Below are 26904 nucleotides of genomic sequence, written 5' to 3' on the forward strand. Positions count from 1 at the left end.
GGCCGCCGCCTCCGCGTCCGTGGCCGTACGGGTTCACGCCGTCACCACCGGCCCCATCGCCGTGCTCGCCCGCCAAGGAGCCACGATCACCGCCGACATCACCCTCACCGACGACCCCAAGATCAAGCCTGGACGGTTCGGCCAGGAGCAGGTCGTCGTCCACGCCACCCTCGACGCCTACCGGACACCCCACCGCCGCGAAGCCGTGAGCCTCCCCGTCCTCGTCCTCGCCCACGGCCCCGCATGGCGCCCGCTCCTCCCCAGCCAGCGCGTCCAGGTGACCGCGCGTCTCGCCGCGCCCACCCCGGGCGAACTGACCGCCGCCGTCCTGTTCGTCCGCGGAACCCCCAGCGTCCTCACACACCCGAGCCGCGTCCAAGCGGTCGCCGGCACGCTGAGAGAAGGTCTGCGCACAGCGGCCGACGTCCTCCCCGCTGATCAACGCGGCCTCCTGCCCGGCCTCGTCGTGGGCGACGTCTCCCGCATGGACCCCCAAGTCAGTGCGGACCTCAAGGACTCCGGCCTGAACCACCTCAATGCCGTGAGCGGCACGAACCTGAGCATCGTGGCGGGTGCGGCGCTCGCTCTCTCCCGCCTGGTCGGACTCCCGCTCACCCTCAGGGCGGGTCTCGCCGCCGTGGCCATGATCGGCTTCGCCGTGGTCGCCCGGCCCTCGCCGAGCGTGCTGAGAGCCCTCCTCATGGGCCTGGTCGCCGCCATCGCCCTCGCCACCGGCCGGCCCAAGGACGGGATCGCCGCGCTCTCGGCGGCCGTGCTCCTGCTGCTCCTCTTCTCGCCCGACCTGGCGGTCTCGTACGGCTTCGCCCTGTCCGTCTGCGCGACGGCCGGCATCCTCCTTCTGGCGCCCCGGTGGCGCGACCGGCTGAAGCTGAGGACGAGGCTGCCCGGGTGGGCGGCCGAGGCCGTCGCCGTGCCCATCGCCGCGCAGGTCGCCGTGACACCGGTGCTCGTGCTCATGGCCGGTCAGGTGTCCCTGGCCGCGATCCCGGCCAACCTGCTCGCCGGCCCCGCGGTGGCGCCCGCGACGCTGCTCGGGTTCGCCGCCGCGCTGGTGGCGCCGTTCTGGCCGACGGCGGCGCGGCTGATCGTCGTCCCCGCCGGCTACGCGGTGGGCTGGATCATCACGGTGGCCTGCTGGGCGGTGGGACTTCCGCTCGCGACTCTGCCCTGGCCCGGTGGCGTCACGGGTCTCGGGCTGCTCGCCCTGGCGGCTGTCGTCGTGACGCTGTTGGTCAGGCGCCGCTCCTGGAGGGCCGTGACCCTGGCGGTGGCGGCGGGTGCGCTGGTCGTGCTGCTGATCGTACGACCGCTCGTCGCTCCCTGGCCGCCGAAGGCGTGGCTGATGGTGGTGTGCGACGTCGGCCAGGGGGACGGCCTGGTCCTCGCGGCGGGTCCGGGACGGGGCATCGTGGTGGACACCGGTCCTGATCCCGTTGTCATGGACCGCTGCCTGCGCCGCCTCGGCGTCAGCGACGTCCCGCTGGTCATCCTCACCCACCCGCACGCCGACCACATCGACGGACTGTCCGGCGTCCTCAGGGGCAGGCGCGTGGGGGCCGTCGTCGTCAGCCCGCAGCGCACCCTCGAACACCAGGCGTCCCGGCTGGCGGCGGACCTCGCCCGGCGCCGCATCCCGCAGTGGACGGCGCCGCCGGGCGCCCGCTGGCGGCTGGGCCCGTCCGAGCTGACCGTCCTGGCCCCCGAGCCCACCCACGCCGCGCCCACCGGTCAGGGCGAGGGCAGCGCCGCCAACAACTCCAGTGTCGTCCTCCACGTACGCTGGCGGACCGGCTCGGCGCTGTTGAGCGGCGACATCGAGACCGAGGCCCAGGACGACCTGCTGCGCGGTGGCCTGCTCTCCCAGGCCGACATCCTCAAGGTTCCGCACCACGGCTCACCCCGACAGGACCCCGCCTTCTTCGCCGCAGTGGGCGCCCGAGCCGCCCTGATCAGCGTGGGCGCGGGCAACGACTACGGCCATCCGGCGCAACCCACGCTGTCGATGCTGCAGCGCCTGGGCGCCCGGGTCTACCGGACGGATCGGTCGGGAGATCTCGCAGTGGTGGAACGGGAGGGACGCCTGGCCATCGTGTCCCGGGGCCGCCAGGAGGATGCCCGGCCTCCTCCTGGATGCCCGGGCAGGCTCTGGGGTGGTGGTCGGGTCTTGTCGGTTGGTGTGGTCTGGGTCTGCCTGTGGGGTGGTGGTCGGGTTTTGTCGGTCGGTGATGGCCTGAGCCTTGCCCGCCGGGTAGTGGTCTGGGCTCGCCTGGCCGGTGGTGTCCTGGGTCTTGGCGGTCTCGCCCTTGCGGCTGGTGCGTCTTCGCAGCCGGCAATGACGCGCTGGTGGTTCGGAGACTCGCCGGCGGTTCACGGAGGTCGGAGGGCCGGCAGGAGGGCGGGCGCTCCCTGCCTCTGCCGGTGACTGCCATCAGGCTCCATGCCCCGCGCCGGCATCTCTCCCCTGCGCCCGCATCTTCGCCTCGTGCCGGGCGTGGGTGCCGTGGCTCTCACTGGTGTCCCAGCTTCGCGGATGGCCTGGGCGAGGCACCTTGCATCGATCTGGAGGGCCGTACGAGTCATCGGCCTGGGGTCGTACGAGCCATCGGCGTGGGGCCGTACGACTCATCGGTCTGGAGGGGTGTACGAGTCATCAGTCTGGGGGGCTGTATGAGTCATCGGCCTGCGGGCGGTGCGAGTCATCCGTCTGGGGGGTTGCACGAGTCATCGGTCTGGGGGGTTCACGAGGCGCGAGGGCCGTATGAGTCATCGGCCTGCGGGCGGTGCGAGTCATCGGTCTGGGGGTCGTACGAGTTGACCTGGAACGCCGTCCGAATCCCAGGGGGGAGGCGCCCCACCGCCGGTTCTCCATCGCGGGCCCGCCCGGGCGGCGTCGCCGAGTACCCGGTTGTCGGTGGAGCGTGGGATGCTGCTCGACATGGCGGGAAGCGATCCAGCACTGGTGACCCTGGTCGTCGGCGATGAGGAGTTGCTGGCCGAGCGGGCCGTCGGCGCCGTCGTGGCGGCGGCGCGGGCCGCCGACCCGGGAGCCGAGGTGCATGACCTCGTGGGGTCCAAGGTGGGGACCGGTGAACTGGTCCAGCTCACCTCGCCGTCGCTGTTCGGCGACCGGTCGGTGGTGGTGATCAGATCCGCTCAGGACCTGGTCAAGGAGGTCGCCGCCGAGGTCGTCGCCTACGCCTCCCATCCGTCGGGCGACACCGTGCTCGTGCTGGCGCATCCGGGCGGTGCGAAGGGCAAGGCGCTGGTCGACGGGCTCAAGAAGGCCAAGGCGCACGTCGTCACCGTGGCCAAGCCGACCAAGGCGGGGGAGCGGCTCGACTTCATCAAGAGCGAGTTCAAGCGGGCGGGACGCTCGATCGCCTCCGACGCCGCCCAGGCATTGCTCGACGCCGTGGGCAACGACCTGCGGGAGCTGGCCGCCGCGTGCAACCAGCTCATCTTCGACACCGAGGAGAAGACGGTCAGCGTCGCCGCTGTGGCTCGCTATCACAAGGGCCGGGCGGAGGTCACGGGGTTCAACGTGGCGGACTCCGCGGTGGAGGGACGGCTGGCCGAGGCCCTGGAGCAGTTGCGCTGGGCGCTCGGCACCGGGGTCGCGCCCGTGCTGCTGGTCAGCGCACTGGCGGGCGGGTTGAGGTCGATCGCCAAGGTCGCCGGCGCTCCGCGCAACCTGCGGGGCGGTCAGCTGGCGAGCCAGCTCGGCATGCCTCCCTGGAAGATCGATCGGGTCAAACGGCAGCTCAACGGGTGGGGGCCGCAGGGGTTGTCGCGGGCCATCCAGGCGGTGGCCGACGCCGACGAACAAGTGAAGGGCGGCGGTGCCGACCCGGCGTACGCGCTGGAACACGCGGTTCAGATCATCGTGGCGAGCCGCACAGGCCGCTAGAAGTCGAGCCGGGAGGGCCGCCGGAAGTCGCGCCGCACGGGCTGTCACGAGTTGAGCCGGGAAGGCCGCTGGAAGTCGCGCCGCACGGGCTGCCACGAGTTGAGCCGCGAGGGCCGCCAGAAGCTGAGAGTGATGCCCTGGCGCGGCTGGGACCTCGGGTCGCTCACCTGGTGCTGGGGGAGCATGACCTGGGTCGGCTCGGAGTCATCAGTGGCGCAGGGCTGGGGTTCGCGGAGCACGATCCAAGACCGCAGGAGCTGAGAGTGATGGCTTGGCGCGGCTGGGATCTCAGGTCACTCACTCGGTACTCGGGGAGCATGACCCGGGGCGGCAGGAGCCGAGAGTGATGGCTTGGCGCTGCCGGGATCTCAGGTCGCTCACCTGGTGCTGGGGGAGCATGACCTGGGTCGGCTCGGAGTCATCAGTGGCGTAGGGCTGGGGCTCGCGGAGCATGGTCCAGGACCGTCAGGGCTCACGGGCTCGGCTCTTGGTGGTTCGTGCTCGTGAGGGCTGAGCCAGGGGCGCCAGGATCTCCCGCACACGTGGTCTCGGGGCGCCACATCCTCACGCGGCGTCAGCCCACGCCAGAGCATGGCGGGCCGGAGACGGTCAACGGCGGGATTCCGCCTCCACCAGGAGGCGTTTGAGGAGGGCGTCCAAGGTCTGCTGCTCGCCCTCGTCCAGCACCGACACCAACTCCGACTCCACCCGTCCCCGGATGGCCATCGCCCGCGTCCACAGCTCGCGCCCCTTGAGGGTGAGCTCCACGTCCACCCGGCGGCGGTCGTCCGCCCCGCGGACGCGGCGCACCAGGCCCGACTGCTCCAGCGTGTCGAGGCGGCCCGTCATGCCCGCCGGTGACAGCAGCATCTCGGCCGCGAGCTTCGACGGCGTGGCCGACCCTCCGGCCGCCGCCAGCCGGTGCAGCGTCTCGAACTCGAAGTCCTGCATCCCCACCTCGGCCAGCGCCGCCTCCTTGAACTGCTTGAGGTGCTTGACCAGGAACTGCATCCGCGTGACGACGCCCTCCACCCGCTCCTCGTAGGGCGCCTTGCCGCGCCAGCGCGCCAGGTGTCGATCGACCGAGTCCTCCACGCGCCCGAGCATACTTCCACCGGGGCGCAAGCGTTCGCCGGCGAAGCGTTCGCTGGCGAAAGGTCCGACAGAGCATTATGTCTCAGTCGCCGTAATGTTCGTTGACGAAACATTTGCTGGCGAAATATGCTCCCGGGCCATGACACGTCGTCTGCTCGCGGGGCGTGGGCTGTCCGCCCTGGCCACCGCGCTCATCCCTACGACCCTCACCCTCGCCGTCCTCCGCACCCACGGACACGAGTCCAGCGCCCTGGGAGTTGTGCTGGCCTGCGAGCTGGTCCCGCTGCTCGTGTTCCTCCCCGTCGGCGGGGTGCTGGCCGACCGGCTGCGTCCCGAGCGGGTCATCCTGCTGGCCGATCTCGTACGCTGCCTGGCCCAGGTCGGGATCGGCGCCGAGCTGATCGCCGGGTCCGGGCGCCTGGCCGTGCTGGCCGTGCTGTCGGCGGTGTCCGGTGTGGCCATCGCGTTCGGCATGCCGGCCGTGCCGCGCCTGGTGGCGGCCGTGGTTCCGGGGCCCGGCCGGCTCCGCGTGAACGCGCGCATCGGCGTCGTGACGAGCGTGTCGGGCGTGGCCGCCCCCGCGGTGGCCGGTGGCATGGCGCTGGCCGTGGGACCGGGCTGGGCCGCCGCGCTGACGGGGCTGCTGTTCGCGGGCTCGGCTCTCACCCTGGGCGGCATCCGCACCTCCAGGGACGTCGCGCCCGAGAGCCGCCGGAACGCGGACAACGACAACCGTCGGAACGCGGACAACGACAACCGTCGGAACGCGGACAACGACAACCGTCGGAACGCGGACAACGACAATCGCCGGGACGAGGAGAGCGACGACCGCCGGAACGCGGAAAACGACGACCGCCGGAACGCGGAGAAGCGGTTCGGGCGGGAGTTGGCCGAGGGGTGGCGGGAGGTCAGGGTGCGGCCCTGGTTCCTGCGGAGCGTCCTCGGCCACGGCGTCTGGCACTTCACCGCCGGCCTCTTCCTCACCCTCGGCCCGCTGACCGCCGTCGCCAGGCTCGGCGGCGAGGGCGCGTGGGTCCTGGTCGCCCAGGCCGGCACGGCGGGCCTGGTCCTGGGCGTGCTGGTGGCGCCGCGCCTGCCGATCCGCCGGCCGATCGTCGCGGTGCAGGTCGCCGCCGCCCTGTACGCGCTGCCGCTGGCGACCCTGGCCGTCCCGGCGCCCGTCTGGGTCATCGCGGGCGCCTACTTCGCGGCCATGTGCGGCCTCGGTGTGCTGAGCCCGCTGTGGGAGACCGTCGTGGCACAGGAGATCCCGGAGGGCGCGCTCGGCCGGGTACGGTCCCTGGACCAGCTCATCTCGTTCGCGGCCCGGCCGTTCGGGCTGGCCGTGGCGGTGCCGCTGGCCGGACTGACCGGCGAGACCGGCCTGTTGCTGGCGGCCGGGGCGCTGGTCGCCGCGGCGAACCTCGCGGCGATCGTCAGGACTCCTGGGGAACCACCTCGCGCAGCACCCCGTCGGCGATCTCCAGCACCCGGTCGGCGAGCGTGATGAGGCCGAGGTCGTGGGTGGCGACCAGCGCCGTCACGCCCTCGCCGCGCACCAGTGCCCGCAGCAGCTCCATGATCTGCCGCCCGGTCTGCGAGTCGAGCTGCGCGGTCGGCTCGTCGGCCACCAGCAGCCGCGGCCGGTTGGCCAGCGCCCGGGCGATGGCCACGCGCTGCCGCTGCCCGCCCGACAGCTCGTACGGCCGCTGGTTGCCGTGTTTGTCCAGCCCCACGAGGGCGAGCAGCATCCGCACCCGCTCCTCCCGCTCGCCCGCCGGCATGCGGTTGAGCCGCATCGGAACGCCGATGTTCTCCGCCGCCGACAGCACCGGCACCAGCCCGAACGACTGGAACACGAACCCGACCACGTCCCGGCGCAGCCCCACCAGGTCGTCCTCGGCCATCGCCGTGACCTCCTGCCCGGCGACGACCACCCGGCCGTCGTCGGGCCGGTCGAGGCCGCCGATCTGGTTGAGCAGCGTGGTCTTGCCCGACCCGGACCGCCCGCGGATCGCGATCAGCTCGCCGGGGGACGCCTCGAACGTCACCTCCCGCAGCGCCACGACCTCCTTCGGCCCGGTCCGGTAGACCTTGCGCAGCCCCTCGACCACGACCAAGGGCTCACTGCTCACCCGAGGGCTCCTCTCTGGCCGGCCATACGCCGATATGGTCGGATTCGAGCTCCAGGCGTACCCGTCGCTCCATGTTCAGGGCGTTCATGAAGTCGCGCGGGAGCTGCAGCCGCCCGACCCGGTCGAGCACGGCGTACTCCTCGGCGACGACCTGCCCCTCCGCACCTTCCCGGCGCAGCGTCTCGCTGCTGGTACGGCCGTCGCGGATGCCGATCGTCCGGTCCACCTGCTCGGCCACGAGCGGGTCGTGGGTCACGATGACCACGGTCACGCCCAGCTCCCGGTTGGCCTTGCGCAGGGCGTCGAACACCTCCTCGGAGGTGTCGCTGTCCAGCTCGCCGGTGGGTTCGTCGGCCAGGATGAGCCGCGGGGAGTTGGCCAGCGCGACGGCGATGGCCACGCGCTGCTGCTCGCCGCCGGACAGCTCGCCGGGCCTGCGCCCGGCCCGGTCGGCGACGCCGAGCAGGTCCAGCAGCTCCATCGCCCGGCCCTTGCCGCGGCGGCCGGCCAGCCGTACCGGCAGCTCGGCGTTCTCACGCGCGGTCAGGTACGGGAGGAGGTTGCGCGTCGTCTGCTGCCAGATGAACCCGACGACCTCCCGCCGGTAGCGCAGCCGGTCCTTGGCCGTCATCGACAGCAGGTCCATGCCCGCCACCCTGGCCACGCCCGCGGTGGGCACGTCCAGGCCGGACAGCACGTTGAGCAGGGTGGACTTGCCGGAGCCGGACGCGCCGACGACAGCGACGAGCTCGCCCTCGTCGATGAGCAGGTCCAGGCCCTGGAGGGCGACCACCTCGACGCCCTCGGTCTTGTAGATGCGCACGAGGTTGTCGCACACGATGTGGGCGTCGCCGCCGAAGGCGGCCCTCGGCGCGCCGGCCTGGGCCTCCAGCTCGGACAGGGTGGGGTTCATGGCGGGATCACCTGCTCGCGACGGGGTGGGGAGCGGACATGACGGGGTGGGGAGCGGACATGAAGGCTTGCTCGGAAAGGGAAGCCTGGCCGGGGAGGCGGGCGTGGCCGGTCATGTGAGGTCGCCCGTCCGCAGGGCCGTCGCGCCGGAGCCGCGCCCGCGCCCGGCCGCCGTGTGGACGTACGCGCCGAGCCCGGCGGCCACCGCGAGCCCCGCTGCCAGCAGCAGCGGCACGGCCAGGTCCGGGGCGTACCCCTGTACGGCCACCCCGCCCGCGTACGACGACAGGTCGATGCCGGGCCCGAGCGCCGCCGGGAGGGCGAGCCCCAGCCCGAGGCCGACCAGGGCGGTGACGAGCACCAGAGGCAGGATCTCCAGGGTGGTCAGCCCGCGCGCCTGCCGCTCCGACAGCCCGAGCGGACGCAGGAAGGCCAGCGCCCGCGTCCGGTCCGCCGCCCCGATCACCAGCATGACGACCACGGCGACCAGCGCGTACGCGGCCAGCGCCACGGTGGTGATCCCGAGGACGGTCCGCACGGTGCCGGTGAGCGGCGCGTCACGGATCGCGGCCAGCTCGGCGGCCTGGGAGGTCACGACCGCGAGCGGCTGCCCGACGGCCCGGGCCACCGCCGCCGGGTCGGCGTCGCCCTTGACGAGCAGCGTGTTCACCGACGGCCGCGCGTTGACCCGCAGCGGCGTCACGAGGAACTTGCCGCGCGTGAAGAACCCGGGCACGGCCGTGACCACGCCGGCCTCGGTGATCTTCGTCCGGGCGTGCCAGCCGATCTCCATCGTGCCGCGCCCGTGCAGCTCCGGCGACACCAGCGCGGGCAGCCCGGAGGCGGGGAGCGCGGGCAGGCCGACCGGCGAGTCCTCCAGCACGCGCCGCCAGGCCGCCACGTCCACCGCGATGGCCTCGGCCCGCTCGCCGGTGTAGCCGAGCTGCACCTGGCCGGTCTGCGCGGGCACCACCAGCTCCACGCCGGGCACCGCTCTGACCCGTTCCACCACGCCGGCGGGCAGCTCCACCCGGGACGTCACCTTGATCGGCGCGCCTACGGCCTGCCAGGCGGCCTGCCGCTGCGCCGTGTCCACGCCGCTGGAGATCACCGAGGCGAACACCGACACGGCCAGCGCCGGCAGCAGGATGAGCACCGGCAGCACGCTGGCCGGCCGCGCGCGGGCCGCCCGGGTCAGGCCGAGGAACGGCACGGCCGCCTTGCCGCGCGAGGCCAGCCGTACGAGGAGGCGGAGGGGGTACGGGTAGCAGCGGATCGTGATCAGCGCCGCGGCCACGGTCAGCGCCACCGGCACGACCAGCAGGAACGGGTCGTCGCCGGCCTCGCCCGCGAGGCTGCGGGAGCGCAGCAGGTACGCACCGGCCAGCGCGAGCACCACGACCAGCGCCTCCATCGTGATCCGGCGCAGCGGCGGCCGGGCGGCGGCCACGTCGTCGCGGCGCTCGCTCAGCGGCGCGCGATGGGCGACGACCGGCCGCCCGGCCGCGTACCCGAGCGCCACGGCCAGCACCAGCGCCGGTCCGGCGTGGACGAGGGGCGTGGGCGGGCCGGGCACCAGCCAGGACAGGGCGTACCCGGCCAGGGCGGCCGGCACGGCGGCCAGCGCCACCGGTCCGGCCCCGGCGGCCGCCAGGCGCCCCAGCGACGCGCCGCGCGCCCGGGCGAGCGCCAGCGCGGTGTCCGCGCGCTCCGACAGCAGCCGTACGGCCAGCACGATCACGCCGGCGGCCACGGCGAGCAGCCCGCCGAGGACCAGGATCGTCACGGTCCGCGCGGTGTTCTGGGCGGCGAGGAACCTGCCGAGCAGCTCGGGCAGCCGGGTGTTGAGCTGGTAGCGGCCGGCGGCGGTGGCCGGCTCGACGGTCACGGCGCGCTCGTAGTCGGTGATGGCGGCCTCGACGTCGGCGGTGCCGAGCGAGGTGGGCGCGCCCGGGTCGAGCCCGAGCGTCCAGGTGTAGACGAGGTTGCGGTCGTCGCCGTCGAGCCGGGTCAGGCTCGCGGCCGAGATCAGGGCGGTCGCGTGCCGTTCCACCTCCAGCGAGCCGGGCGGGTGCGTCTCGGTCACCCGGACGACGTCGCTGTGGAGGCTCCAGTAACGGTCGGCCGGGTCCACCGCCGCGTACACGCCGACGATCTTGACGGCCGCGTAGTCGCTCTCGCCGAGGATCTGCGTGCTGCCGACCTTCAGCCCCATCTTGTCGCGGGTGTCCTCGGAGACGCCGGCCTCGAACACGGGGATGCTCTCCCGCTCGTACGTCATGGAGCCCGGGGCGCCGGGCGGGCGGCCCTCGGTCCAGCGCACCCGCCGGTCGGCGTCGGACAGCCAGCCGACGTTGAGGTAGCTCCGTCCGCTGGAGCCGTGGACCGGCGTGTCGTACGTCACGGCGCTCATGTGGCTGGTGCCCTGACCGGCGGGCAGCACGAGCGGCCGCAGCGCCGGGGGAAGGAGCGCGCGCAGCCGCGCGTCGGCGGCGGCGAACTGGGCGGGGTCGCGCAGGCTGTTCGGCGCGCCGGGCGGCTCCACCTGCGCCAGCAGATCGGTCTGGAGCGCCGGAGCGCCGCGCAGCGCCGCGTGCAGCGCGTCGTCGAAGGACGCCTGCAGGGCGCGCGGCAGCCCGCCGACGAGCAGGCACGCGCTCAGCGTGAGGACGGCGAGCAGCACCACCGGACCGAGGTGGACGCGCGCCGGGACCAACGACCTCACAGCGCCCTCCCAGGATGGACGCGCGCCGGCACCAAGGGCTTCACTGGAGCTCCCCGAGGCTGGCGCCGCGCCCGCGCACGCTGCGTGCGAGCCCGGCGACGATGACGAACAGCAGGGCCGTCACGACCGCCAGCATGCCGGCGGTCGCGGCCCAGGGGACGTCGAGCACCACGTCCGGCGTGACCGCCGACGCCTGCCCGGTCAGCACGACGTGCGGCACGACCAGCACGCCCATGACGGCGGCGAGCGCGGTGCCCGCGACCAGCGACAGCCCGACCACGAACGCCTGCTCGACCACCAGCAGCCCGAGCATCTGCCGTGAGCTGACCCCGAGGGCCCGCAGGACCGCGAACTCCGCCGACCGTTCCCGGGCCGCGACCGTGGCGTTGACGAGGAACCCGAGCACCGCGAACACCAGCGCCGCGACGAAGCCGAGGATCAGCGCGCCCTGCAGGCCGCCGGCGAGGGGGTCGTCGCGCAGCGTGGCGGTCACCTCGCGCCGGTCCACCGCGGTCACGTCCCACTGGGGATGGCGGCCGAGGGCGGCGCGGGCGGCCCCGGTGTCGCCGTCGCGCACGGCCAGCCACCATTCGGTCGCGGGCCTCGGCTGCTCTCCCGCCGCCAGCGCGCGGGCCTGGAGCGCGCCCCAGTCGGCGAGGACGGCCTGCTGGTCACCGGCCGTCGTGGGCATCCGCTCGACGATCCCCGCCACCTCCACCTCGACCACGTCGCGGTCCAGCGTGACGCGCCCGATCTGCCCGGTCCGCAGCTTCAGCGACTCGGCGAGCCCGGCGGTGAGGACGACGCGCAGCGGCTCCTGGGCCGGCGCCCGGCCCGGGGTGAAGACGACCGGCCGCGCCGCCGTGACCTCCAGGGTCCCGGCTCCCGGCAGGGCGACCGGACGGCCGCCGGCGACCAGGCCGGTCAGCGTCACCTCGGCCGTGCCGTCCGCGACCGGCCCGACGGTCACGCCGCGGACCCGCAGCGGGTAGGCGATCTTTCCGCCACGGCCGGCCAGCCCGTCCAGGGACGCCTCCAGCCGGTTGGCGCCGGCCTTCAGGGCGCCGAGCGGGAGCTCCCGCCACACGCCGAGCGCGTCGGAGACCGTCAGCCGCAGCGGCGCCGCGGCGTCGGAGCGGGCCTCGACGGCGAGCGCGGCCGGCGTGCCGGGGATCTCCAGCCCGGCGGAGCCCGGCCCGGCCGGACGCAGGGCGCGCGACAGCTCGCCCGTGCCGCGGTCGGACAGGTCGGGGCGCAGCCGGAACAGCTCGGTCAGCCGGGCGGCGTCGAGCCCGAGCAGGACCGCGTCGCCGCCGCCGAACTCCGCCTGCCCCCGGAACGCGGGGGAGATCGCCGTGACGCCCGGCAGGGCGGCGAACGCCGTCCCGCGCCCGAGCGCCCCCAGCTCCGGCCCGTCGGGCGGCCCGGACAGCCGCAGGTCGGCGCCCGCCCGGTGGTCCGCCTGGTCCTGCTGGGAGGTGCGCCAGGTGGCCGCCGTGGCCATCGACATGACGCCGATCGCGACGGCCATGGTCAGCAGCAGCGCGGGCCCGGAGTACCGCAGCGGGCGCCGGCTCACCTGCCAGGCGCCGAGCGCCGGCGCGAGCGAGGGGCGGCGGGCGGTCAGCCGCTCGGCGAACCGGGAGATCCGCGGCACCAGCCGCAGCCCCAGCATGCCGCCGGTGAGCAGCGCCAGCGCGGGCCCGGAGACGATCAGCGGGTCGATGCCCAGCTCGCCGGTGGCCGTGGCGGTGACGGGCGCGCCGTACCGGCGTAGCTGCCAGATGGCCAGCGCCGCCACCACGAGCAGCGCGACGTCGGCCCCCGCCCGCTCGACCAGGCCGCGCCCGCCGCGCCCGCGGGCCGCCTGCTCCTCCACGTACGTACGGCGGGCGCCGGCCAGCGCGGGCAGCACGAGCAGCACCGCCGAGGCCAGCGCCACGCCGGTGGACACGAGGAAGGTGCCCAGGTCGGCCCGCGGCGCCAGCCGCACGCCCGAGGCGGCGATCCACGGCAGCGAGCCGACCAGCGACAGCAGCGGCGGCGCCAGGAACGGCGCGACCAGCGCGCACGGCAGCGCCACCAGCAGCGCCTCGCCGGCCGCGAGCGCGGCCAGGCGGGGCGTCCCCGCGCCGCGCGAGCGCAGCAGCGCGACCTCCATCCGGCGGTGGTCGGCCAGCAGCCGCGCGGTGAGCATGAGCGCGTACGCGGCGAGCAGCAGAAGCTGGAGCACCGGGATGAGCATGGTGGACCGGGCGACCAGCGCGGCCGTGCCGAGCTGGGTCAGCAGCTCCGGCAGGCGGCTGTTGGCGGTGCAGGAGCCGCAGCCGCCGTCCTGGAGGGCCTGGCGCAGCCCCGCCACGCGCGCGGCGAACGGCCGCAGCGCTTCGGGCGTGATGCCGCGCAGGTCGGGGACCGCGGTCCAGGTGGCGTTCACGTTGGTGGCGAAGCGGGGGACGAAGGTCTCGCGCGGGACCATGAGCGGGCCGTAGGTGGTGAAGTCGCCGCTCTCCACGCCCCGGCTGAGGAGCTGCTCGCCGGCCCAGCGGTCGCCGAACGGGTCGTCGAGCTGGAAGACGCCGGTGACGCGCACCCGCACCGTCCGGTGGTCGAGGCGTCCCTCGGTCGCGAACTCCTGCCCGGCCTCCCAGCCGGCGGCCGACGCCGCCGAGAGGGACACGGCGGCCTCGACCACGGAGCTCCCGGCGGGGGCGGGACGCGGCCAGGAGCCCGTCACCAGCCTGGCGTGCCGGTCCAGGGAGTCGTAGGAGCCGAATCTGAGCAGTCCGGGCCGCTCGCGGCGCTCCTGGCCGGGCAGCACGTACGAGTCGGAGCGGAAGGCCGTCGTGATCGTGACCGGCGCCCCGGCGTAGGCGGCGCCGATCCGCGCGCGCACGGCCGCGTCGAGCCGGGGGAACGTCTCGGCCGTCACGGGGGTGGAGACGGTCGCGGCCACCTGCCGCAGCGACGCGGTCTCCATCGCCCGCCGCACGCCCGCCTCGGCCGTGGAGGTGGCGTACATGGTGAGCGACACCAGCGTGGTCGTCGCCAGGAGGATCGATCCGAACGCCGCCAGCAGCAGCAACGGCTCGCTGAGCGCGCGCCTGAGCACCCACGGCCCCCGCACCGTGCCCCCTTCCGCCGGTTTCTCAGAGAACTCTGGGGAATGGCGGAAGGCGGGGCAAGGGATCTTGTCAACGGTGACGGAGCCGATACGGCCCGGCGATACCGATGTGATATCGAAACTGTGACACAGTGCCGCTGGACATCGCCGTCACCGGGCGATAGCGCGCGCGGGAACACAAACGCCGCACTCCACGAGGAAGTGCGGCGCTCGGAAGAACCGTCTTACTTGGCGGCCAGGGCGGCGGCCTGCTTGGCGATCGCCGACTTGCGGTTGGCGGCCTGGTTCTTGTGGATGACGCCCTTGCTGACGGCCTTGTCGAGCTGGCGGGCGGCGTCGCGCTGCAGCGCCGCGGCCTGCTCGACGTCGCCCTGCTCGGCGGCCTCACGGAACTTGCGAACGGCCGTCTTCAGGGACGACTTGACCGCCTTGTTGCGCAGGCGAGCCTTCTCGTTCTGCTTGTTGCGCTTGATCTGGGACTTGATGTTCGCCACGAAGAAGCCTCGGTGAAAGTCTGGGTGATGGATGGGGCGCGCGGGCTCGAGAGAGGGCGCGCCACACGCAGTTGAACAGATTACCAATAACCCAGGTGGCTGCTCAAATCAACGACCTGGGTGGGCTCTGTCGATGAGCCACTGCGAAGCGTACTCCTTCCAGTCCTCCTCCGTGGCCGCGAAGTCCACGTACAGCGCGAGGCCGAAGCGCTCGCGCCGGCCGTGCTCCGACAGGGCCAGCCTCGCGGCGCGCGCCGCGTCGGCCACGCTCTCCGCGTCGTCGCTCCAGGAGATGCCGTGGTCGTGGTACGCGGGGGCGCCGACGAGCAGCAGCCGGTCCTCGGGGACCAGGCGGAGGGCCAGTTTCGCCTGGCGCACGACGTGGCCGCCGTAGAGCGGCCGCGTCGGCATGCCCGTGTCGTACGTCATGACCGCCACCTGGTCGACGCGCTCAGCCACCTGCCGGAAGTAGTCCTGCGACCAGTACTTGTCGTGGGAGAGGGCGACCCGGGCCGCCGGGCGCATGAGCGGGTACGGCTCGATCTGCGGGGTCGAGGTGGACAGCAGCCTCGTCAGGGGGCGGGTGCGCGCCAGCAGGTCGAGGAACTCCTCGTCGCCGCTGCCGATGGGCTCGAAGTTGTAGTGGACGCCGTCGAACCCGGCCGCGACGACCGCGCGGACGCCGTCCAGGACGTTGGCCCGGGACCGGGCGTCGTCCAGGTCGAGGACGCCGTCCACCTTCTGGCCGAGCCAGGCGGAGACGCGGACCCCGGGGAGCGCCTCGTGCACCCACTTCACGAAATTTCCGGCGGCGGGGTACTTGGCGGGATCAAGGCGGCCATCAGCCTCGAACGGCCCCGAATGGACGTACAGATCCCTGATGCCCGTGCCCCGCAGCCGCTCCGCGAGATGCTCCACGTCGGCCCGGGTGCGGCGGCCGTCCACCCACATGTGGCCGAGCCAGAGGGCGTCGTTGCCCGTGCTCTTCGCCCAGCCTGCCGGGTCGCCGGTAAACTGGATGCGGAACGCGGCGGCCAGGAGGCCGACCAGCGCGACCACGACGACCAAGGCAAGCGCGAGCAGGCGCAGGCCGCGGCGGATGACGGTTCGGGGGATCACCCGGGCATGTCACCATGAAAGACGCTTGACCTCAACCCTGTCGAAACGGACTTCGGTGCGCACTCAGCCTGGCCAGACCGACCCCGCGTTGATCCGCAACTTCTGCATCATCGCGCACATCGACCATGGCAAGTCGACCCTTGCCGACCGGATGCTGCAGATCACCGGCGTGGTCGACGACCGGTCCATGCGCGCCCAGTACCTCGACCGGATGGACATCGAACGCGAACGCGGCATCACCATCAAGTCGCAGGCCGTGCGGCTGCCGTGGGACGGCCACGTGCTCAACATGATCGACACGCCGGGCCACGTCGACTTCACCTACGAGGTCTCGCGCTCGCTCCAGGCGTGCGAGGGCGCGATCCTGCTGGTCGACGCCGCGCAGGGCATCGAGGCGCAGACCCTGGCCAACCTCTACCTGGCCATGAACGCCGACCTGCACATCATCCCGGTGCTCAACAAGATCGACCTGCCCGCCGCGCAGCCCGAGAAGTTCGCCGAGGAGCTCGCCGGCCTCATCGGCTGCGATCCGTCCGACGTGCTGCGGGTGTCCGGCAAGACCGGCGTGGGCGTGCGCGAGCTGCTCGACCACGTGGTCGCCTCCGTGCCCGCGCCGGTGGGCAAGGCCGACGCCGCGGCCCGCGCGCTGATCTTCGACTCGGTGTACGACACCTACCGCGGCGTCGTCACGTACGTCCGGGTGATCGACGGGCATCTGAGCAAGCGCGAGCGCATCCTCATGATGTCCACCAGCGCCACCCACGAGACGCTGGAGATCGGCGTCATCTCGCCCGAGCCCAAGCCGTCCGAGCTCGGCCTCGGCGTCGGCGAGGTGGGCTACCTCATCACCGGCGTGAAGGACGTCCGCCAGTCGCGCGTCGGTGACACCGTCACCTCCGCCACCAAGCCCGCCGCCGAGATGCTGGCCGGCTACGAGCACCCCAAGCCCATGGTGTTCTCCGGCCTCTATCCGATCGACGGCGACGAGTACCCCGAGCTGCGCGAAGCCCTCGACAAGCTGCAGCTCAACGACGCCGCGCTGGTCTACGAGCCCGAGACGTCGGCCGCGCTCGGCTTCGGCTTCCGCGTCGGCTTCCTCGGCCTGCTGCACATGGAGATCGTCCGCGAACGGCTGGAGCGCGAGTTCGGCCTGTCGCTGATCTCGACCGCGCCCAACGTCGTCTACCGTGTGGTCATGGAGGACGGCTCCGAGCTCACGGTCACCAACCCGTCGGAGTTCCCGACCGGCGGCAAGATCGCGCAGGTCTTCGAGCCGGTCACCAAGTCCACGATCCTGGCCCCGGCCGAGTTCATCGGCGCGATCATGGAGATCTGCCAGGGGCGGCGCGGGCAGCTCCAGGGCATGGACTACCTGTCGGAGGACCGCGTCGAGATCCGCTACACGCTGCCGCTCGGCGAGATCATCTTCGACTTCTTCGACCAGCTCAAGTCCCGCACCCGCGGTTACGCCTCCCTCGACTACGAGCCCGCCGGCGAGGCCGAGGCCGACCTGGTCAAGGTCGACATCCTGCTGCAGGGCGAGGCGGTCGACGCCTTCAGCGCGATCGTGCACAAGGACAAGGCGTACGCCTACGGGGTCGACATGGCCAAGAAGCTGCGCGAGCTGATCCCGAGGCAGCAGTTCGAGGTGCCCATCCAGGCGGCCATCGGCGCCCGCGTCATCGCCCGCGAGAACATCCGCGCCATCCGCAAGGACGTCCTCGCCAAGTGTTACGGCGGTGACATCTCCCGTAAGCGCAAGCTGCTGGAGAAGCAGAAGGAAGGCAAGAAGCGCATGAAGATGGTCGGCCGGGTGGAGGTGCCGCAGGAGGCGTTCGTCGCCGCCCTGTCCACCGACTCCAGCGCCGACAAGTCCAAGCGCTAGCCGCCTCCGCGGTCCCCGGCCGCTTGCCGATCGCTGCCCGGGCCCAGGCGAGGGCGCGGGCGGGATGTGCGGCTCCACCTTCGCCGGGCGCTCATGCTTCGTGGGGTGCTCATGGCTTTGGCGGCCGGTGCCGGCTCATCCGGCGGCCGTGGGCTTCCGGGCGCGCAACAGGTAGGCCGCGAGTGCCGCCGCGCCCGTGACGGCCTGGAGGGCGAGCGGCCCGGCCAGGTCGTCCGGTGGCGTCAGGAGCGCGACGAGCGCCGGCAGGCAGCCCACCAGGGCGACGTCGGCGCCGGTCAGCGCCCAGAACAGCGGCCCCGTGGGGATGGCGCCGCCCGGGGTGTCGATGATCGGCATGGAGTGGTCGATCGGCCGCCGCCGCGCCATCCGCAGCGATCCCGCCGCCACGGCCGGCGCGATCGCCGGCCCGAACGCCCACCACGCCCCGCCCGGCAGCGCGCCCACCAGGGACAGACCGGTCAGCGCGGCGGCCGTCCAGGAGGCGGTGAGCAGCGCGGGCAGCACCGCGCGGGCGGCCAGCGCCGGCCTCAGGCCGACGGCGGCGAGCCTGCTCAGGGCGGGGTTGTCGGCGTCGCGCCGCGCACCCGCCGCGACGGCCGCCGCCACGGCCAGGGCTCCGGCCAGCACGGCCCCTGCGGTCACGGCCACGGCGGTCAGGGACGGGGTCGCCACGGCCGCGGCAGGCGCGATCGTGGCGGGCCCGGGCATACCCGGCGGCAGGTCCGCTCCGGTCGCCGTGATGCCCAGGGCCTGGGCCAGGACGGCGGGGAGCGCGGCGGAGGCCGCCATCGCGGCCAGGCGGCCCGGACGGCGGGCCAGGCGGCGCCAGTCGTGCCAGGCCAGCGCCGCCGGCGCGGGCAGCGACGGCCACCTTCTCGACCGGAGCCTTCTGGCCCGCCAGTGGTTGTCCTCGGCGATCCAGGTCAGCGCCCCCGGGTCCAGCAGCGTGGCCGTGCGGGTGACGTGCGCCGTCCGGGTGGAGGCGGCCAGCACGGTCCGGACCGGCATGCGTTCCAGGGCCGCCCATGCCTGCCGTACGAGGAGGGCGGCGGCCAGGGCGGCCGAGACGGCGGCGACCGCGACCACCGCCGGAGGAGCGGCGGCCACGGCGCCCACGGCTCCCAGAACCCCGTGGAGAACCGCCGGGAGGACCCCCGCGGCGCCGGCGACGGTCCCGGCGGCCCACTCACTCCCCGACGCCGGCCCACTCCCGGCCAGCAACCCGGTTCCTGTGGTCAGGCCGGTGCCGGTCAGCGCCGGGCGGGCCGTCTGGGCGGCGACGGCCGCCGTGCTCAGCACCACGGCCAGCGTCACCAGCGCCGTCAGCGCGATCCCCAGCCAGCCGTCCCAGACTCTCGACGCCTGCTCCAGCACCGCCAGGGCCATGGCGCCCACCGTCACGGACACACCGAGCACCAGCGCCCCGGCCAGCCGCCAGAGGAGCCCGTCAGGAGCGCCCAGCGCCGCGAGCAGGCCGAGCCCGAGCAGCGCGCCCGCCACCACGGCGGTCACCACGAGCAGGCGGGCCGTCCGGCCCAGGACCCCGCGCCGCTCCAGCGGCGACAGCAGCAGCCAGGACGCGTCGGGGGCGGACAGCGCGACGGGCCCCGCGGCCCGCGCGGCGGCGACGAACCCGGCGAAGGCCAGCACGACCAGCGCCAGTCCCGCGCTCATGCGCGCCGGTGTCGTCTGCCCGGCCATGCTCGCGATCAGGGAGGACACCGGCTGCCCGGCGATCGCGGCGACCAGGGCCAGGCCGAACCCGGAGACGTACCGGTCCACGGCGCCGGCGGAGCCACGCCGCTGCCGCAGGAACTGCCGCACGGTGGCCGGGCTGGGGGAGGGGGAAGGGGTCACGCGGTCGTCCTTCAGGCGGGGGAGCTTCATGCGGGGGAGTGGGCGAGCCGGCGCGTCAGGTCGTCGCCTGGCCGGCGGGGGAGACCTGGCGTGCGCGGTCCGCCAGGGCGGGGTCGTGCGTGGCCATGACCACCGTGCCGCCCTCCGCCGCGTACGCGTCGATCAGCTCCGCGAGCCGTACGCGGAAGGAGGCGTCCAGGCCGCGTTCGGGCTCGTCGAGAAGGAGGAGCCGGCTGGGGCGCAGGAAGGCGGCGGCGAGGGAGAGGCGCTGGCGCTGCCCCGTGGAGAGGTTCTGCGGTGGCGCGTCGGCGCGCCCGGCCAGCTCGAAGAGTCCGAGAGCCGTCTCGGCGGTCATCCGGGGCGTCCCGTGGACGGCCTCGACGAGCTCCAGGTGTTCACGGCTGGTCAGGCCCGGGTACCAGGCGGGCTCGTCGGTCAGCAGCGCCACGTCCCGCCAGAACGCGGCGTCGTCGGCGGGCGCGGCCCCGAACACGGTGACCCGTCCCCGTTCGACCGGCTGCAGCCCCGCCAGGCAGCGGAGGAGCGTGGACTTGCCCGAGCCGTTCGGGCCCACGACGGCGACGATCTCGCCGGGGAAGGCGCTCAGCGAGAACCCTTGGAGCACGGGGTCGCCGCCGAGGGCGACGTGGAGGTCGTCGGCGACGACAGACTTCTCGTACACCGTTCGAGCCTAATCGGAAGATCTTTGCCGTGCGCGTGCCGGGGTGGGGGCGGAAACCCGGATTCTGTCGGTGGCGCAGGCTAGCTTTGGTGTTCCCGAACACCTGTGCGACTGGAGAGTTCCATGCTTGCTGCTGAGAAGTTCGAGCGCGCCGCCGTGCTGGGGGTCGCCATGGCCGAGGAGATGCGCCGGTTGCTGCGGCTGCACCTGGTGCCCGCCGACCGGGCCCGGGACGGCGCCATCGTGATCGACGTGCCGTATCCGGACGCGGCGGTGGTCATGGCCGTGCTGGACGTGGCGGCCGACTGCTTCGGCGAGCGGGGCGCGACCGTGGAGGAGACGCGGCAGGCCGCGCTGGAGAAGCTGTTACAGCTCGCGGGCTTCGACGTCGAGTCCCAGCTCAACTTCGCGGCCCCGGCGACCCGTGACCGCGCCGGCGCCCGCGGCTGACGCTCTGCCCGCTTGCCGGAGACCGGCGGCCCGAGGGCTGGTGCTCGCGACGGCCAGGTCGGGAGTGGGGGAACGGGCCGTGGGGCGAGGCTCTGAGCGGCCGGGTCAGGGGTGGGGGAGCAGGCCGCGGACCAGCGCTCGGACCCCCTTGTCGTACGTGTCGCGGGACGTCAGCTCCTCCCAGCGCGCCCCGAGCGCGGCCAGGCGGGGGAGCCGGGTCGCGTCCAGGTTCTCGAACACCCGCCCCCGATGCGTCGGCCTGTCATCCTCGCGGCGGCGCGCGGCGGCCGAGCGCGCGGTGATCTCCCCCGCCGTGTAGTGCCAGATGATCCGGTACGCGTCCACGGCCTCCTCCGGCGTCAGCCCCGCCTGGACGGCCGCGTCGATGATCTCCTCCGGGTACCACAGGGCGCGGGCCGACATCAGGTCGTCGGCCCTGAGCACCTCCACGATCCACGGCACCCCGGTCAGCGCCTCACGCATGGCCACGGCGGCGGACACCACCCGCTCGCCCGGCCCCGCCCCGGCCGGCGGCTCGGGCCTCGGCACTCCGGCGGCGTAGTCGTCGAGCAGCAGCAGGAGCAGTTCGTCCTTGTCGCGCACGTGGTGGTAGAGCGCCATCGGCGTCGTGCCGACCTCGCGGGCCAGCCGGCGCATGGTCAGGGCCTGCGTGCCCTCGTCGTCGATCACGCGGTGGGCCGCGGTGAGGATGTCCGTCTTCGAGATCTTGGGGGGCCGCCCCGTGCGTGCCGGCATCCTGCCATGTTACTTTCTATACATGTATAGAAAGTCCCCGTGGGTGGCCGTGTGCGTCCTCGCCTTCGGCGCGGCCGTCGGCACCCTGCAGATGACGGCCGTGGTGCCGATGCTGCCCGCGCTGCAACGCGAGCTTCAGACGTCGCTGACCTCCGCCTCCTGGACCCTGACCGCCTCGCTGCTCTCCGGGGCGATCTCCATCCCGCTCCTGGCCCGCCTCGGCGACCTGTACGGCAGGCGGCGCGTGGCCATGGTGTCCCTCGGCCTGCTCGTCGCCGGGTCGGTCGTCGCCGCCCTGGCGACCACGCTGGCCGGGATCGTCGTCGGCCGCGTGCTCCAGGGCTTCGCCGCGCCGCTGCTGCCCCTCGCCATGGGGATCGCCCGGCAGGAGGTGCCGCGTGACCGGCTGCCCACGGCGATCGGCGTGCTGAGCGCCATGATGGGCGTCGGCAGCGGAGGCGGCATGATCCTCGCCGGGCTGGTCGGAGGCGGCTACCAGGCGCTGTTCTGGATCCTGGCAGGACTCGCCGCCGCCGGAACGGGGCTGGTCGCCGTGTTCGTGCGCGAGCCCGTCCGTCCCGCGCCGGGCGCGCGGCCCGACTTCGTCGGCGCGGCGCTGATGGCCGCCTGGCTGGTCTGCCTGCTGCTCGCCGTCAGCAAGGGGACGGTCTGGGGTTGGACGTCGGCGGCGACCCTGGGGCTGCTGGCGGCGAGCGTCGTGCTGTGCGCGGCCTGGGCGCTGTCGGCCCGGCGCGCCGCGGCGCCGCTCATCGAGCTCCCCATGCTCCTGCACCGGGGGACCGTCGGGGCGACCGTGGCGTCGCTGCTGCTCGGGTTCTCGCTGTTCGGCGTCATCACCACGCTGTCGTCCGTGGCCCAGGCCCGGCTCGGCGCCTCGGTGCTCCAGGTCGGCCTGTACCTGCTGCCGACGGCGCTGCTGATGCTGGCCGTCTCGCTGCTCGCGGGCCGTCTGATGCGCCGCTTCAGCGCCTCGTCGCTGGTCGGCGTGGGCTCGTCGGTCGTGGCCGTCGCGGCGCTCTGGCTGAGCGTCTCGCACGGGTCGTCGGCGGCCCTGTACGGGGCGGCGACCGTTCTCGGACTCGGCATCGGCCTCGGGTACGCGGCGCTCGGCACGTTGGCCGTCGAGCACGTCGAACCGGCCAAGACGGCCGCGGCGGGAGGCGTGAACGCGCTGGTCCGGGTGGTCGGCAGCAGCGTGGCCGGCGCGGTGACGGCGGCGGTGCTGTCCGGCGCCGGGGCGGGGTGGAGCTTCGCCGCCTCGGCGATCGCGGCCCTGGTCTCGGCGGTGTTCGCCTTCGCGCAGGGTGCGCTCGCCCGCACCCCGGCCCGCGTGGCGGGAGAGACCGCACGAGCGGCGGCAAGCGAGGCGGCGTGAGCGGTGACAAGGAACGCGACGTGACAGGTGGCAAGGGAGATGACGTGAGTGGTGGCGAGGGAGTCGGCGTGAGTGGTCTTGGGGACGCGCTTCGCGAGGAGCGAGACGGCGTGAGCGGTGCCGGGGACCTGGTTCACGGGCGCGCGATCGCCTGGGGTGACGAGCTGGTGAAGCTGCACGACACGTTCCGCCGCGACCTCGCGGAGCTGCGGAGCGGGTCGATGCGGGCGCCCGCGCTGCGCGAGCACTGCCTGACGTTCTGCGAGGCCCTGCACGCCCATCACGGCGGCGAGGACGACGTGCTCTTCCCGCACCTGGACGGCCTGCACCCCGAACTCGCCGCCGTCCTCGACCGCCTCCGGGACGAGCACCAGGTGGTGGCCCGGCTCCTGGCCCGCATCCGGACCCTGGTCGGCGCCCTCGAAGCTCAGGGAGGCGGCGCGGACGAGGTGGGGGAGGAGCTGGAGCGGCTCGCCCGTGAGCTGGAGGCGCACCTCGACTACGAGGAGGAGCAGCTCGTCCCGCTTCTCAATGCGATGACCGACATGCCGGAAAACCTCTGACCTCGCCTCCGGCCCCTCTCCGCGGCCCGGCCACGACAGCACTTCCCGGCACTTCCCGGTACTTCCCGGCGGAAAAGGGATCGCCGTCGTCTGGTCGCTCGGTTAGCGTCAGCGCCATGCGGGTCATCTCACTAAATGTCGGGAAAGTGGTGGATGCGGCCTGGGCGGGCAAGACCGGCCGCACGGCGATCGACAAGTCACCGGTGCTCCACCGGGTCGAGGCGCGTCCCGAGGGGCTCGTCGGAGACGGACGGGGCGACCTGGTCAACCACGGCGGCGAGGGCCACGCCGTCTACGCGTACGCCCGCGAGGACTACGACTGGTGGGAGGGCGAGCTGGGGCGCCGGCTCCGTGACGGCCGGTTCGGCGAGAACCTGACGACGGAGGGACTCGACGTCAACGGCGCCATGCTCGGCGAGCGCTGGCGCATCGGGTCGGTCACGCTGGAGATCAGCGGCCCTCGGGTGCCGTGCGTCGTGTTCCGCAACTGGGTGGACGAGCCCGGATGGGTGCGCCGGTTCACGGAGGCCGGGCGGCCGGGCGCGTACCTGAAGGTGGTGGAGACGGGCGACCTCGGCGTCGGCGACGGGGTGGGCGTCATCCACAGGCCCCGCGACGGGGTGACGGTCGCCGAGGCGTTCCGGGCGTTCCACGGCGACAAGGAGCTGATGCGGCGCGTGCTCGCCGTCCCCGAGCGCGCCGCGTTCTGGGACGACGTGGCCGCCCGGGTGCTGGGCGGCTCCCTGACCTGACCCTGACAACGGCGCGGCGCTGCGTCGGCCTGAGGCTGAGGCTGAGGCTGAGGCTGAGGCTGAGGCGGTGTGGCGGGCGGCGGGCGGCGCCTGGGGGCGGCGGGGCCGGCGGTGGTCCGGTCCGGGACCGGCGGCGGTCTGGGCAGTCGCCGGGGGCGGGCAGACTGGAAGCGTGCCATCCACCCTGCCCGACGGCGATGCCGCGCCCGCCTCGGGCGAGCTGCCCGAGACCGCGCTGCGCGGCCTCGGCGGACGCCCGTTCGGCTTCTACGTCCACGTGCCGTTCTGCGTGACGCGCTGCGGCTACTGCGACTTCAACACCTACACCGCCGCCGAGCTGGGCCCCGGCGCCTCACAGCGCGACTACGCCGACACGGTCCTGCAGGAGGTGCGGCTGGCGCGGCGCGTGCTCGGCGACGCCGACCTCCCGGTCCAGACCGTGTTCTTCGGCGGCGGCACGCCCACGCTGCTCCCTCCGGCCGACCTCACCCGGATCCTCGCGGCCATCGACGCGGAGTTCGGCCTCGCGCCGGGGGCGGAGGTCACCACCGAGGCCAACCCCGAGTCCGTCGACCCGGCCTACCTGGAGAGCCTGCGCGAGGGCGGCTTCACCCGCGTCAGCTTCGGCATGCAGAGCGCCCGCGAGCACGTGCTCAAGGTCCTCGACCGCCACCACACCCCCGGCCGGGCCGCCCAGGCCGTCCAGGAGGCGCGCAAGGCCGGGTTCGAGCACGTCAACCTCGACCTCATCTACAGCACGCCCGGCGAGTCCGACGACGACTGGCGGGCCTCGCTCGCCGCCGCCATCGAGGCCGAGCCCGACCACGTCTCCGCGTACTCCCTCATCGTCGAGGACGGCACCCGCCTGGCGGCCCGCATCCGGCGCGGCGAGCTGCCCATGCCCGACGACGACGTGGCCGCCGACCGCTACCAGATCGCCGACGCGATGCTCGGCGAGGCCGGGTTCCACTGGTACGAGGTGTCGAACTGGGCCACGTCCGAGGCCGCCCGCTGCCGGCACAACCTGCTGTACTGGACCGGCGGCGACTGGTGGGCCGCCGGCCCCGGCGCCCACAGCCACGTGGGCGGCGCCCGCTGGTGGAACGTCAAGCACCCGGCCGCCTACGCCCAGCGCCTGGCCGCCGGCACCTCGCCCGCGCACGCGCGCGAGGTGCTCTCCACGGAGGACCGCGAGACCGAACGCCTCATGCTGGAGCTCCGGCTGGTGTCCGGCTACCCGCTCGCCGACGTCGCCCCCCGCGCGCGGACGGCCGTCGCCGCCGCGCTCGCGGGCGGGCTGCTGCGGCCCGAGGAGTTCAAGGCCGGTCTCATGGTGCTCACCCTGAAGGGCCGGCTGCTCGCGGACGCGCTGGTCCGCGACATGGTCAGCTGATCAGGCGGACGGAGAGCGGGTAGCGGTAGTTCTCGCCCCGGTTCGTGGCCAGGGCCGCCTGGATGTGGAAGACCAGCGACACGACCCACACGATCGGGAACAGGAACAGCCCGATCAGGAAGATCGACAGGATGCCGGCGACCACGTAGCCGATGAACATCGTGATCTGGAAGTTCAGGGCCTCGGCCGCCTGGTCCCGGACGTAGGGGGCCTCGTCCTTCTTCATCAGGTAGATGATCAGCGGGCCGACCCAGGAGACCAGCAGTCCCAGCAGGTGGGAGAGCATCGCCATCGTGGTGTCGTCCGTGCCGGGACGGGGGCCGTACACGCCGGGCCGGTGCGGCGGGCGCTGGTACGGGTTCGAGTATCCGGGACCGGGCTGCTGGTATCCCGGGTTGCCCGGGTAGCCGGGCGCGCTCGGCTGCTGGTGGCCGTAGCCGGGCTGCTGGTAACCGGATTGCTGGTGACCGGGCTGTTGGTGTCCGGGCTGTTGGTGTCCGGGTGGCTGGTAGCCGGGTGGCGGGGGCGGCTGCTGGCCGTAACCGTAGCTCTGGCCGCCGGACTGCGGCCCCGCGCCGTAGCCCTGGCCGCCGGACTGGGGCCCGGCGCCGTAGCCGGGTCCCGACCCGTACGGCGGCCCCGGCTGCGGGCCCGACCCGTATGCCGGACCGGGCTGCGGGCCCGACCCGTATGCCGGACCGGGCTGCGGGCCCGACCCGTACGCCGGACCGGGCTCGGGATCCGGGCGGGGGACGCGCCGGGTGGCGTCGTCGTCGGGCTGGTGGTGCGGCGGGTCCTGACTCATCGTGCCTCCGTGACAAAGTCGATCAGTTCTTCCACCCGGCCGAGCAATTCGGGCTCCAGGTCCGCGAACGAGGAGACGGATCCGAGGATGCGCCGCCACGCCTCGGCCGGCTCCACCCGCCAGCCCAGGGCGGCGATCACGCCCTCCTTCCACGGCACCCCGCGCGGCACCTCCGGCCAGGCGGGGATGCGCAGCACGGACGGCTTGACCGCCTGCCAGACGTCCACGAACGGGTGTCCCACCACGAGCACGTCCGGCGAGGTCACCTGGGCGGCGATGCGGCTCTCCTTGGAGCCGGGCACCAGGTGGTCGACCAGCACCCCCAGCCGGCGTCCCGGGCCGGGGCCGAACTCGGCGACGATCGCGGGCAGGTCGTCCACGCCCTCCAGGTACTCGACCACCACGCCTTCCACGCGCAGGTCGTGGCCCCAGATCTTCTCGACGAGGGCGGCGTCGTGGACGCCCTCGACGTAGATGCGGCTCTCCTTGGCGACCTTGGCGCGCAGCCCCTCCACCGCGATCGACCCGGACGCGCTGCGCCTCGGCCCACGCGGCTCCACGGCCGGCCGCACCAGTGTCACGACCTTCCCCTCCAGCAGGAACGCGGCGGGCGCCAGCGGGAACAGCCGTCGCTTGCCGAAGCGGTCCTCCAGCGTGACGGCCTCCTTGTCACAGGCCACGACCGCGCCGCAGAAGCCGCTCTCGGCGTCCTCCACGACGAGGTCGAGTTCGGCGGGCACCTTCGGGATCGTGCCCTTGCCCGGACGCCGCCAGTTTCCCGCGAGAACATCACCGTCGTACACACCGGGGAC

General features: G+C 73.8%; 22 protein-coding genes. 9 read left to right on the forward strand and 13 right to left on the reverse strand.

Going from position 1 to position 26904, the window contains the following annotated elements:
* The first annotated feature begins 19 nt into the window (after window positions 1-19).
* Entirely contained in the window at window positions 20-2443 is a 2424-nt protein-coding gene (locus HTZ77_RS39915) for a ComEC/Rec2 family competence protein (RefSeq protein ID WP_328809050.1), read from the forward strand.
* Window positions 2444-2944: 501 nt separating this feature from the next.
* A complete protein-coding gene (gene holA, locus HTZ77_RS39920) occupies window positions 2945-3928 on the forward strand; it encodes a DNA polymerase III subunit delta (RefSeq protein WP_235995864.1) in 984 nt (327 codons plus the stop codon).
* A 44-nt stretch (window positions 3929-3972) separates the two neighbouring features.
* Here holA and HTZ77_RS39925 read toward each other — a convergent pair whose 3' ends face one another.
* Entirely contained in the window at window positions 3973-4167 is a 195-nt protein-coding gene (locus HTZ77_RS39925) for a hypothetical protein (protein ID WP_175594971.1), read from the reverse strand.
* 370 nt (window positions 4168-4537) lie between these two features.
* Window positions 4538-5023, reverse strand: coding sequence for a MarR family winged helix-turn-helix transcriptional regulator (locus HTZ77_RS39930; RefSeq protein ID WP_205304547.1), 486 nt, complete (start codon window positions 5021-5023; stop codon window positions 4538-4540).
* A gap of 139 nt (window positions 5024-5162) precedes the next feature.
* On the opposite strand from HTZ77_RS39930, the gene HTZ77_RS39935 reads away from it, so the two are divergent.
* A complete protein-coding gene (locus HTZ77_RS39935) occupies window positions 5163-6530 on the forward strand; it encodes an MFS transporter (RefSeq protein WP_175594973.1) in 1368 nt (455 codons plus the stop codon).
* Here the strand turns inward: HTZ77_RS39935 and HTZ77_RS39940 are convergent.
* The 6 genes from HTZ77_RS39940 to HTZ77_RS39965 form a co-directional block, all read right to left on the reverse strand.
* Complete coding sequence (locus HTZ77_RS39940; protein WP_328809051.1) at window positions 6460-7158, reverse strand: ABC transporter ATP-binding protein; 699 nt, start codon at window positions 7156-7158, stop codon at window positions 6460-6462. The genes HTZ77_RS39935 and HTZ77_RS39940 overlap by 71 nt on opposite strands.
* Entirely contained in the window at window positions 7148-8071 is a 924-nt protein-coding gene (locus tag HTZ77_RS39945) for an ABC transporter ATP-binding protein (protein WP_175594974.1), read from the reverse strand. Before HTZ77_RS39945 ends, HTZ77_RS39940 begins: the two co-directional genes overlap by 11 nt.
* A gap of 111 nt (window positions 8072-8182) precedes the next feature.
* Window positions 8183-10795 carry an FtsX-like permease family protein gene (locus tag HTZ77_RS39950; protein ID WP_175594975.1) on the reverse strand — a complete coding sequence of 871 codons (2613 nt, stop codon included), beginning with the start codon at window positions 10793-10795 and terminating at the stop codon, window positions 8183-8185.
* A 40-nt stretch (window positions 10796-10835) separates the two neighbouring features.
* Window positions 10836-13922 (reverse strand): ABC transporter permease, encoded by a 3087-nt coding sequence (locus HTZ77_RS48550; RefSeq protein WP_175594976.1) that lies wholly within the window; start codon window positions 13920-13922, stop codon window positions 10836-10838.
* A gap of 221 nt (window positions 13923-14143) precedes the next feature.
* Entirely contained in the window at window positions 14144-14413 is a 270-nt protein-coding gene (gene rpsT, locus HTZ77_RS39960; RefSeq protein ID WP_175594977.1) for a 30S ribosomal protein S20, read from the reverse strand.
* 108 nt (window positions 14414-14521) lie between these two features.
* Window positions 14522-15532 (reverse strand): glycoside hydrolase family 18 protein, encoded by a 1011-nt coding sequence (locus tag HTZ77_RS39965; protein WP_175594978.1) that lies wholly within the window; start codon window positions 15530-15532, stop codon window positions 14522-14524.
* Between the two features lie 55 nt (window positions 15533-15587).
* Here HTZ77_RS39965 and lepA point away from each other — a divergent pair, with 55 nt between their 5' ends.
* Complete coding sequence (gene lepA / locus HTZ77_RS39970) at window positions 15588-17417, forward strand: translation elongation factor 4 (protein ID WP_175594979.1); 1830 nt, start codon at window positions 15588-15590, stop codon at window positions 17415-17417.
* 135 nt (window positions 17418-17552) lie between these two features.
* On the opposite strand, the gene HTZ77_RS39975 is transcribed toward lepA, so the two are convergent.
* Both HTZ77_RS39975 and ccmA read right to left on the reverse strand, forming a co-directional pair.
* Window positions 17553-19295, reverse strand: coding sequence for a DUF6297 family protein (locus HTZ77_RS39975; RefSeq protein ID WP_175594980.1), 1743 nt, complete (start codon window positions 19293-19295; stop codon window positions 17553-17555).
* A gap of 55 nt (window positions 19296-19350) precedes the next feature.
* Window positions 19351-19977, reverse strand: coding sequence for a heme ABC exporter ATP-binding protein CcmA (gene ccmA / locus HTZ77_RS39980; protein WP_175594981.1), 627 nt, complete (start codon window positions 19975-19977; stop codon window positions 19351-19353).
* A 123-nt stretch (window positions 19978-20100) separates the two neighbouring features.
* On the opposite strand from ccmA, the gene HTZ77_RS39985 reads away from it, so the two are divergent.
* Entirely contained in the window at window positions 20101-20427 is a 327-nt protein-coding gene (locus HTZ77_RS39985) for a hypothetical protein (RefSeq protein ID WP_175594982.1), read from the forward strand.
* Between the two features lie 105 nt (window positions 20428-20532).
* Here HTZ77_RS39985 and HTZ77_RS39990 read toward each other — a convergent pair whose 3' ends face one another.
* Window positions 20533-21183: a TetR/AcrR family transcriptional regulator gene (locus HTZ77_RS39990; RefSeq protein WP_175594983.1), complete on the reverse strand. Its 651-nt coding sequence runs from the start codon at window positions 21181-21183 to the stop codon at window positions 20533-20535.
* A 22-nt stretch (window positions 21184-21205) separates the two neighbouring features.
* Between HTZ77_RS39990 and HTZ77_RS39995 the strand changes: the two genes are divergently transcribed.
* The 4 genes from HTZ77_RS39995 (at window position 21206) to hemW (ending at window position 25287) form a co-directional block, all read left to right on the forward strand.
* Complete coding sequence (locus tag HTZ77_RS39995) at window positions 21206-22579, forward strand: MFS transporter (protein WP_175594984.1); 1374 nt, start codon at window positions 21206-21208, stop codon at window positions 22577-22579.
* 110 nt (window positions 22580-22689) lie between these two features.
* Window positions 22690-23142 (forward strand): hemerythrin domain-containing protein, encoded by a 453-nt coding sequence (locus tag HTZ77_RS40000; RefSeq protein ID WP_175594985.1) that lies wholly within the window; start codon window positions 22690-22692, stop codon window positions 23140-23142.
* A gap of 146 nt (window positions 23143-23288) precedes the next feature.
* On the forward strand, window positions 23289-23894 hold the full coding sequence (locus HTZ77_RS40005; protein WP_328809052.1) for an MOSC domain-containing protein: 606 nt from the start codon (window positions 23289-23291) through the stop codon (window positions 23892-23894).
* A 172-nt stretch (window positions 23895-24066) separates the two neighbouring features.
* Window positions 24067-25287 carry a radical SAM family heme chaperone HemW gene (gene hemW, locus HTZ77_RS40010; protein ID WP_175594987.1) on the forward strand — a complete coding sequence of 407 codons (1221 nt, stop codon included), beginning with the start codon at window positions 24067-24069 and terminating at the stop codon, window positions 25285-25287.
* On the opposite strand, the gene HTZ77_RS40015 is transcribed toward hemW, so the two are convergent.
* Together HTZ77_RS40015 and HTZ77_RS40020 are read right to left on the reverse strand one after the other, a co-directional pair.
* Window positions 25280-26092, reverse strand: a complete 813-nt coding sequence (locus HTZ77_RS40015) for a DUF4870 domain-containing protein (RefSeq protein WP_175594988.1) — start codon at window positions 26090-26092, stop codon at window positions 25280-25282. The genes hemW and HTZ77_RS40015 overlap by 8 nt on opposite strands.
* Window positions 26089-26895 (reverse strand): DUF3097 domain-containing protein, encoded by an 807-nt coding sequence (locus HTZ77_RS40020; RefSeq protein ID WP_175594989.1) that lies wholly within the window; start codon window positions 26893-26895, stop codon window positions 26089-26091. The genes HTZ77_RS40015 and HTZ77_RS40020 overlap by 4 nt, the downstream gene beginning before the upstream one ends.
* Window positions 26896-26904: the final 9 nt, after the last annotated feature.

Source organism: Nonomuraea montanisoli, from assembly GCF_013363975.1.
GTDB classification, from domain to species: domain Bacteria; phylum Actinomycetota; class Actinomycetes; order Streptosporangiales; family Streptosporangiaceae; genus Nonomuraea; species Nonomuraea montanisoli.

Bases quoted from the DNA above. Each gene is read 5' to 3' on its own strand.
- holA (WP_235995864.1), top strand. From the start codon at position 2,945: ATGCTGCTCGACATGGCGGGAAGCGATCCAGCACTGGTGACCCTGGTC.
- HTZ77_RS39935 (WP_175594973.1), top strand. From the start codon at position 5,163: ATGACACGTCGTCTGCTCGCGGGGCGTGGGCTGTCCGCCCTGGCCACC.
- HTZ77_RS39945 (WP_175594974.1), bottom strand. From the start codon at position 8,071: ATGAACCCCACCCTGTCCGAGCTGGAGGCCCAGGCCGGCGCGCCGAGG.
- HTZ77_RS39985 (WP_175594982.1), top strand. From the start codon at position 20,101: ATGCTTGCTGCTGAGAAGTTCGAGCGCGCCGCCGTGCTGGGGGTCGCC.
- HTZ77_RS39990 (WP_175594983.1), bottom strand. From the start codon at position 21,183: ATGCCGGCACGCACGGGGCGGCCCCCCAAGATCTCGAAGACGGACATC.
- HTZ77_RS39995 (WP_175594984.1), top strand. From the start codon at position 21,206: ATGTATAGAAAGTCCCCGTGGGTGGCCGTGTGCGTCCTCGCCTTCGGC.
- HTZ77_RS40015 (WP_175594988.1), bottom strand. From the start codon at position 26,092: ATGAGTCAGGACCCGCCGCACCACCAGCCCGACGACGACGCCACCCGG.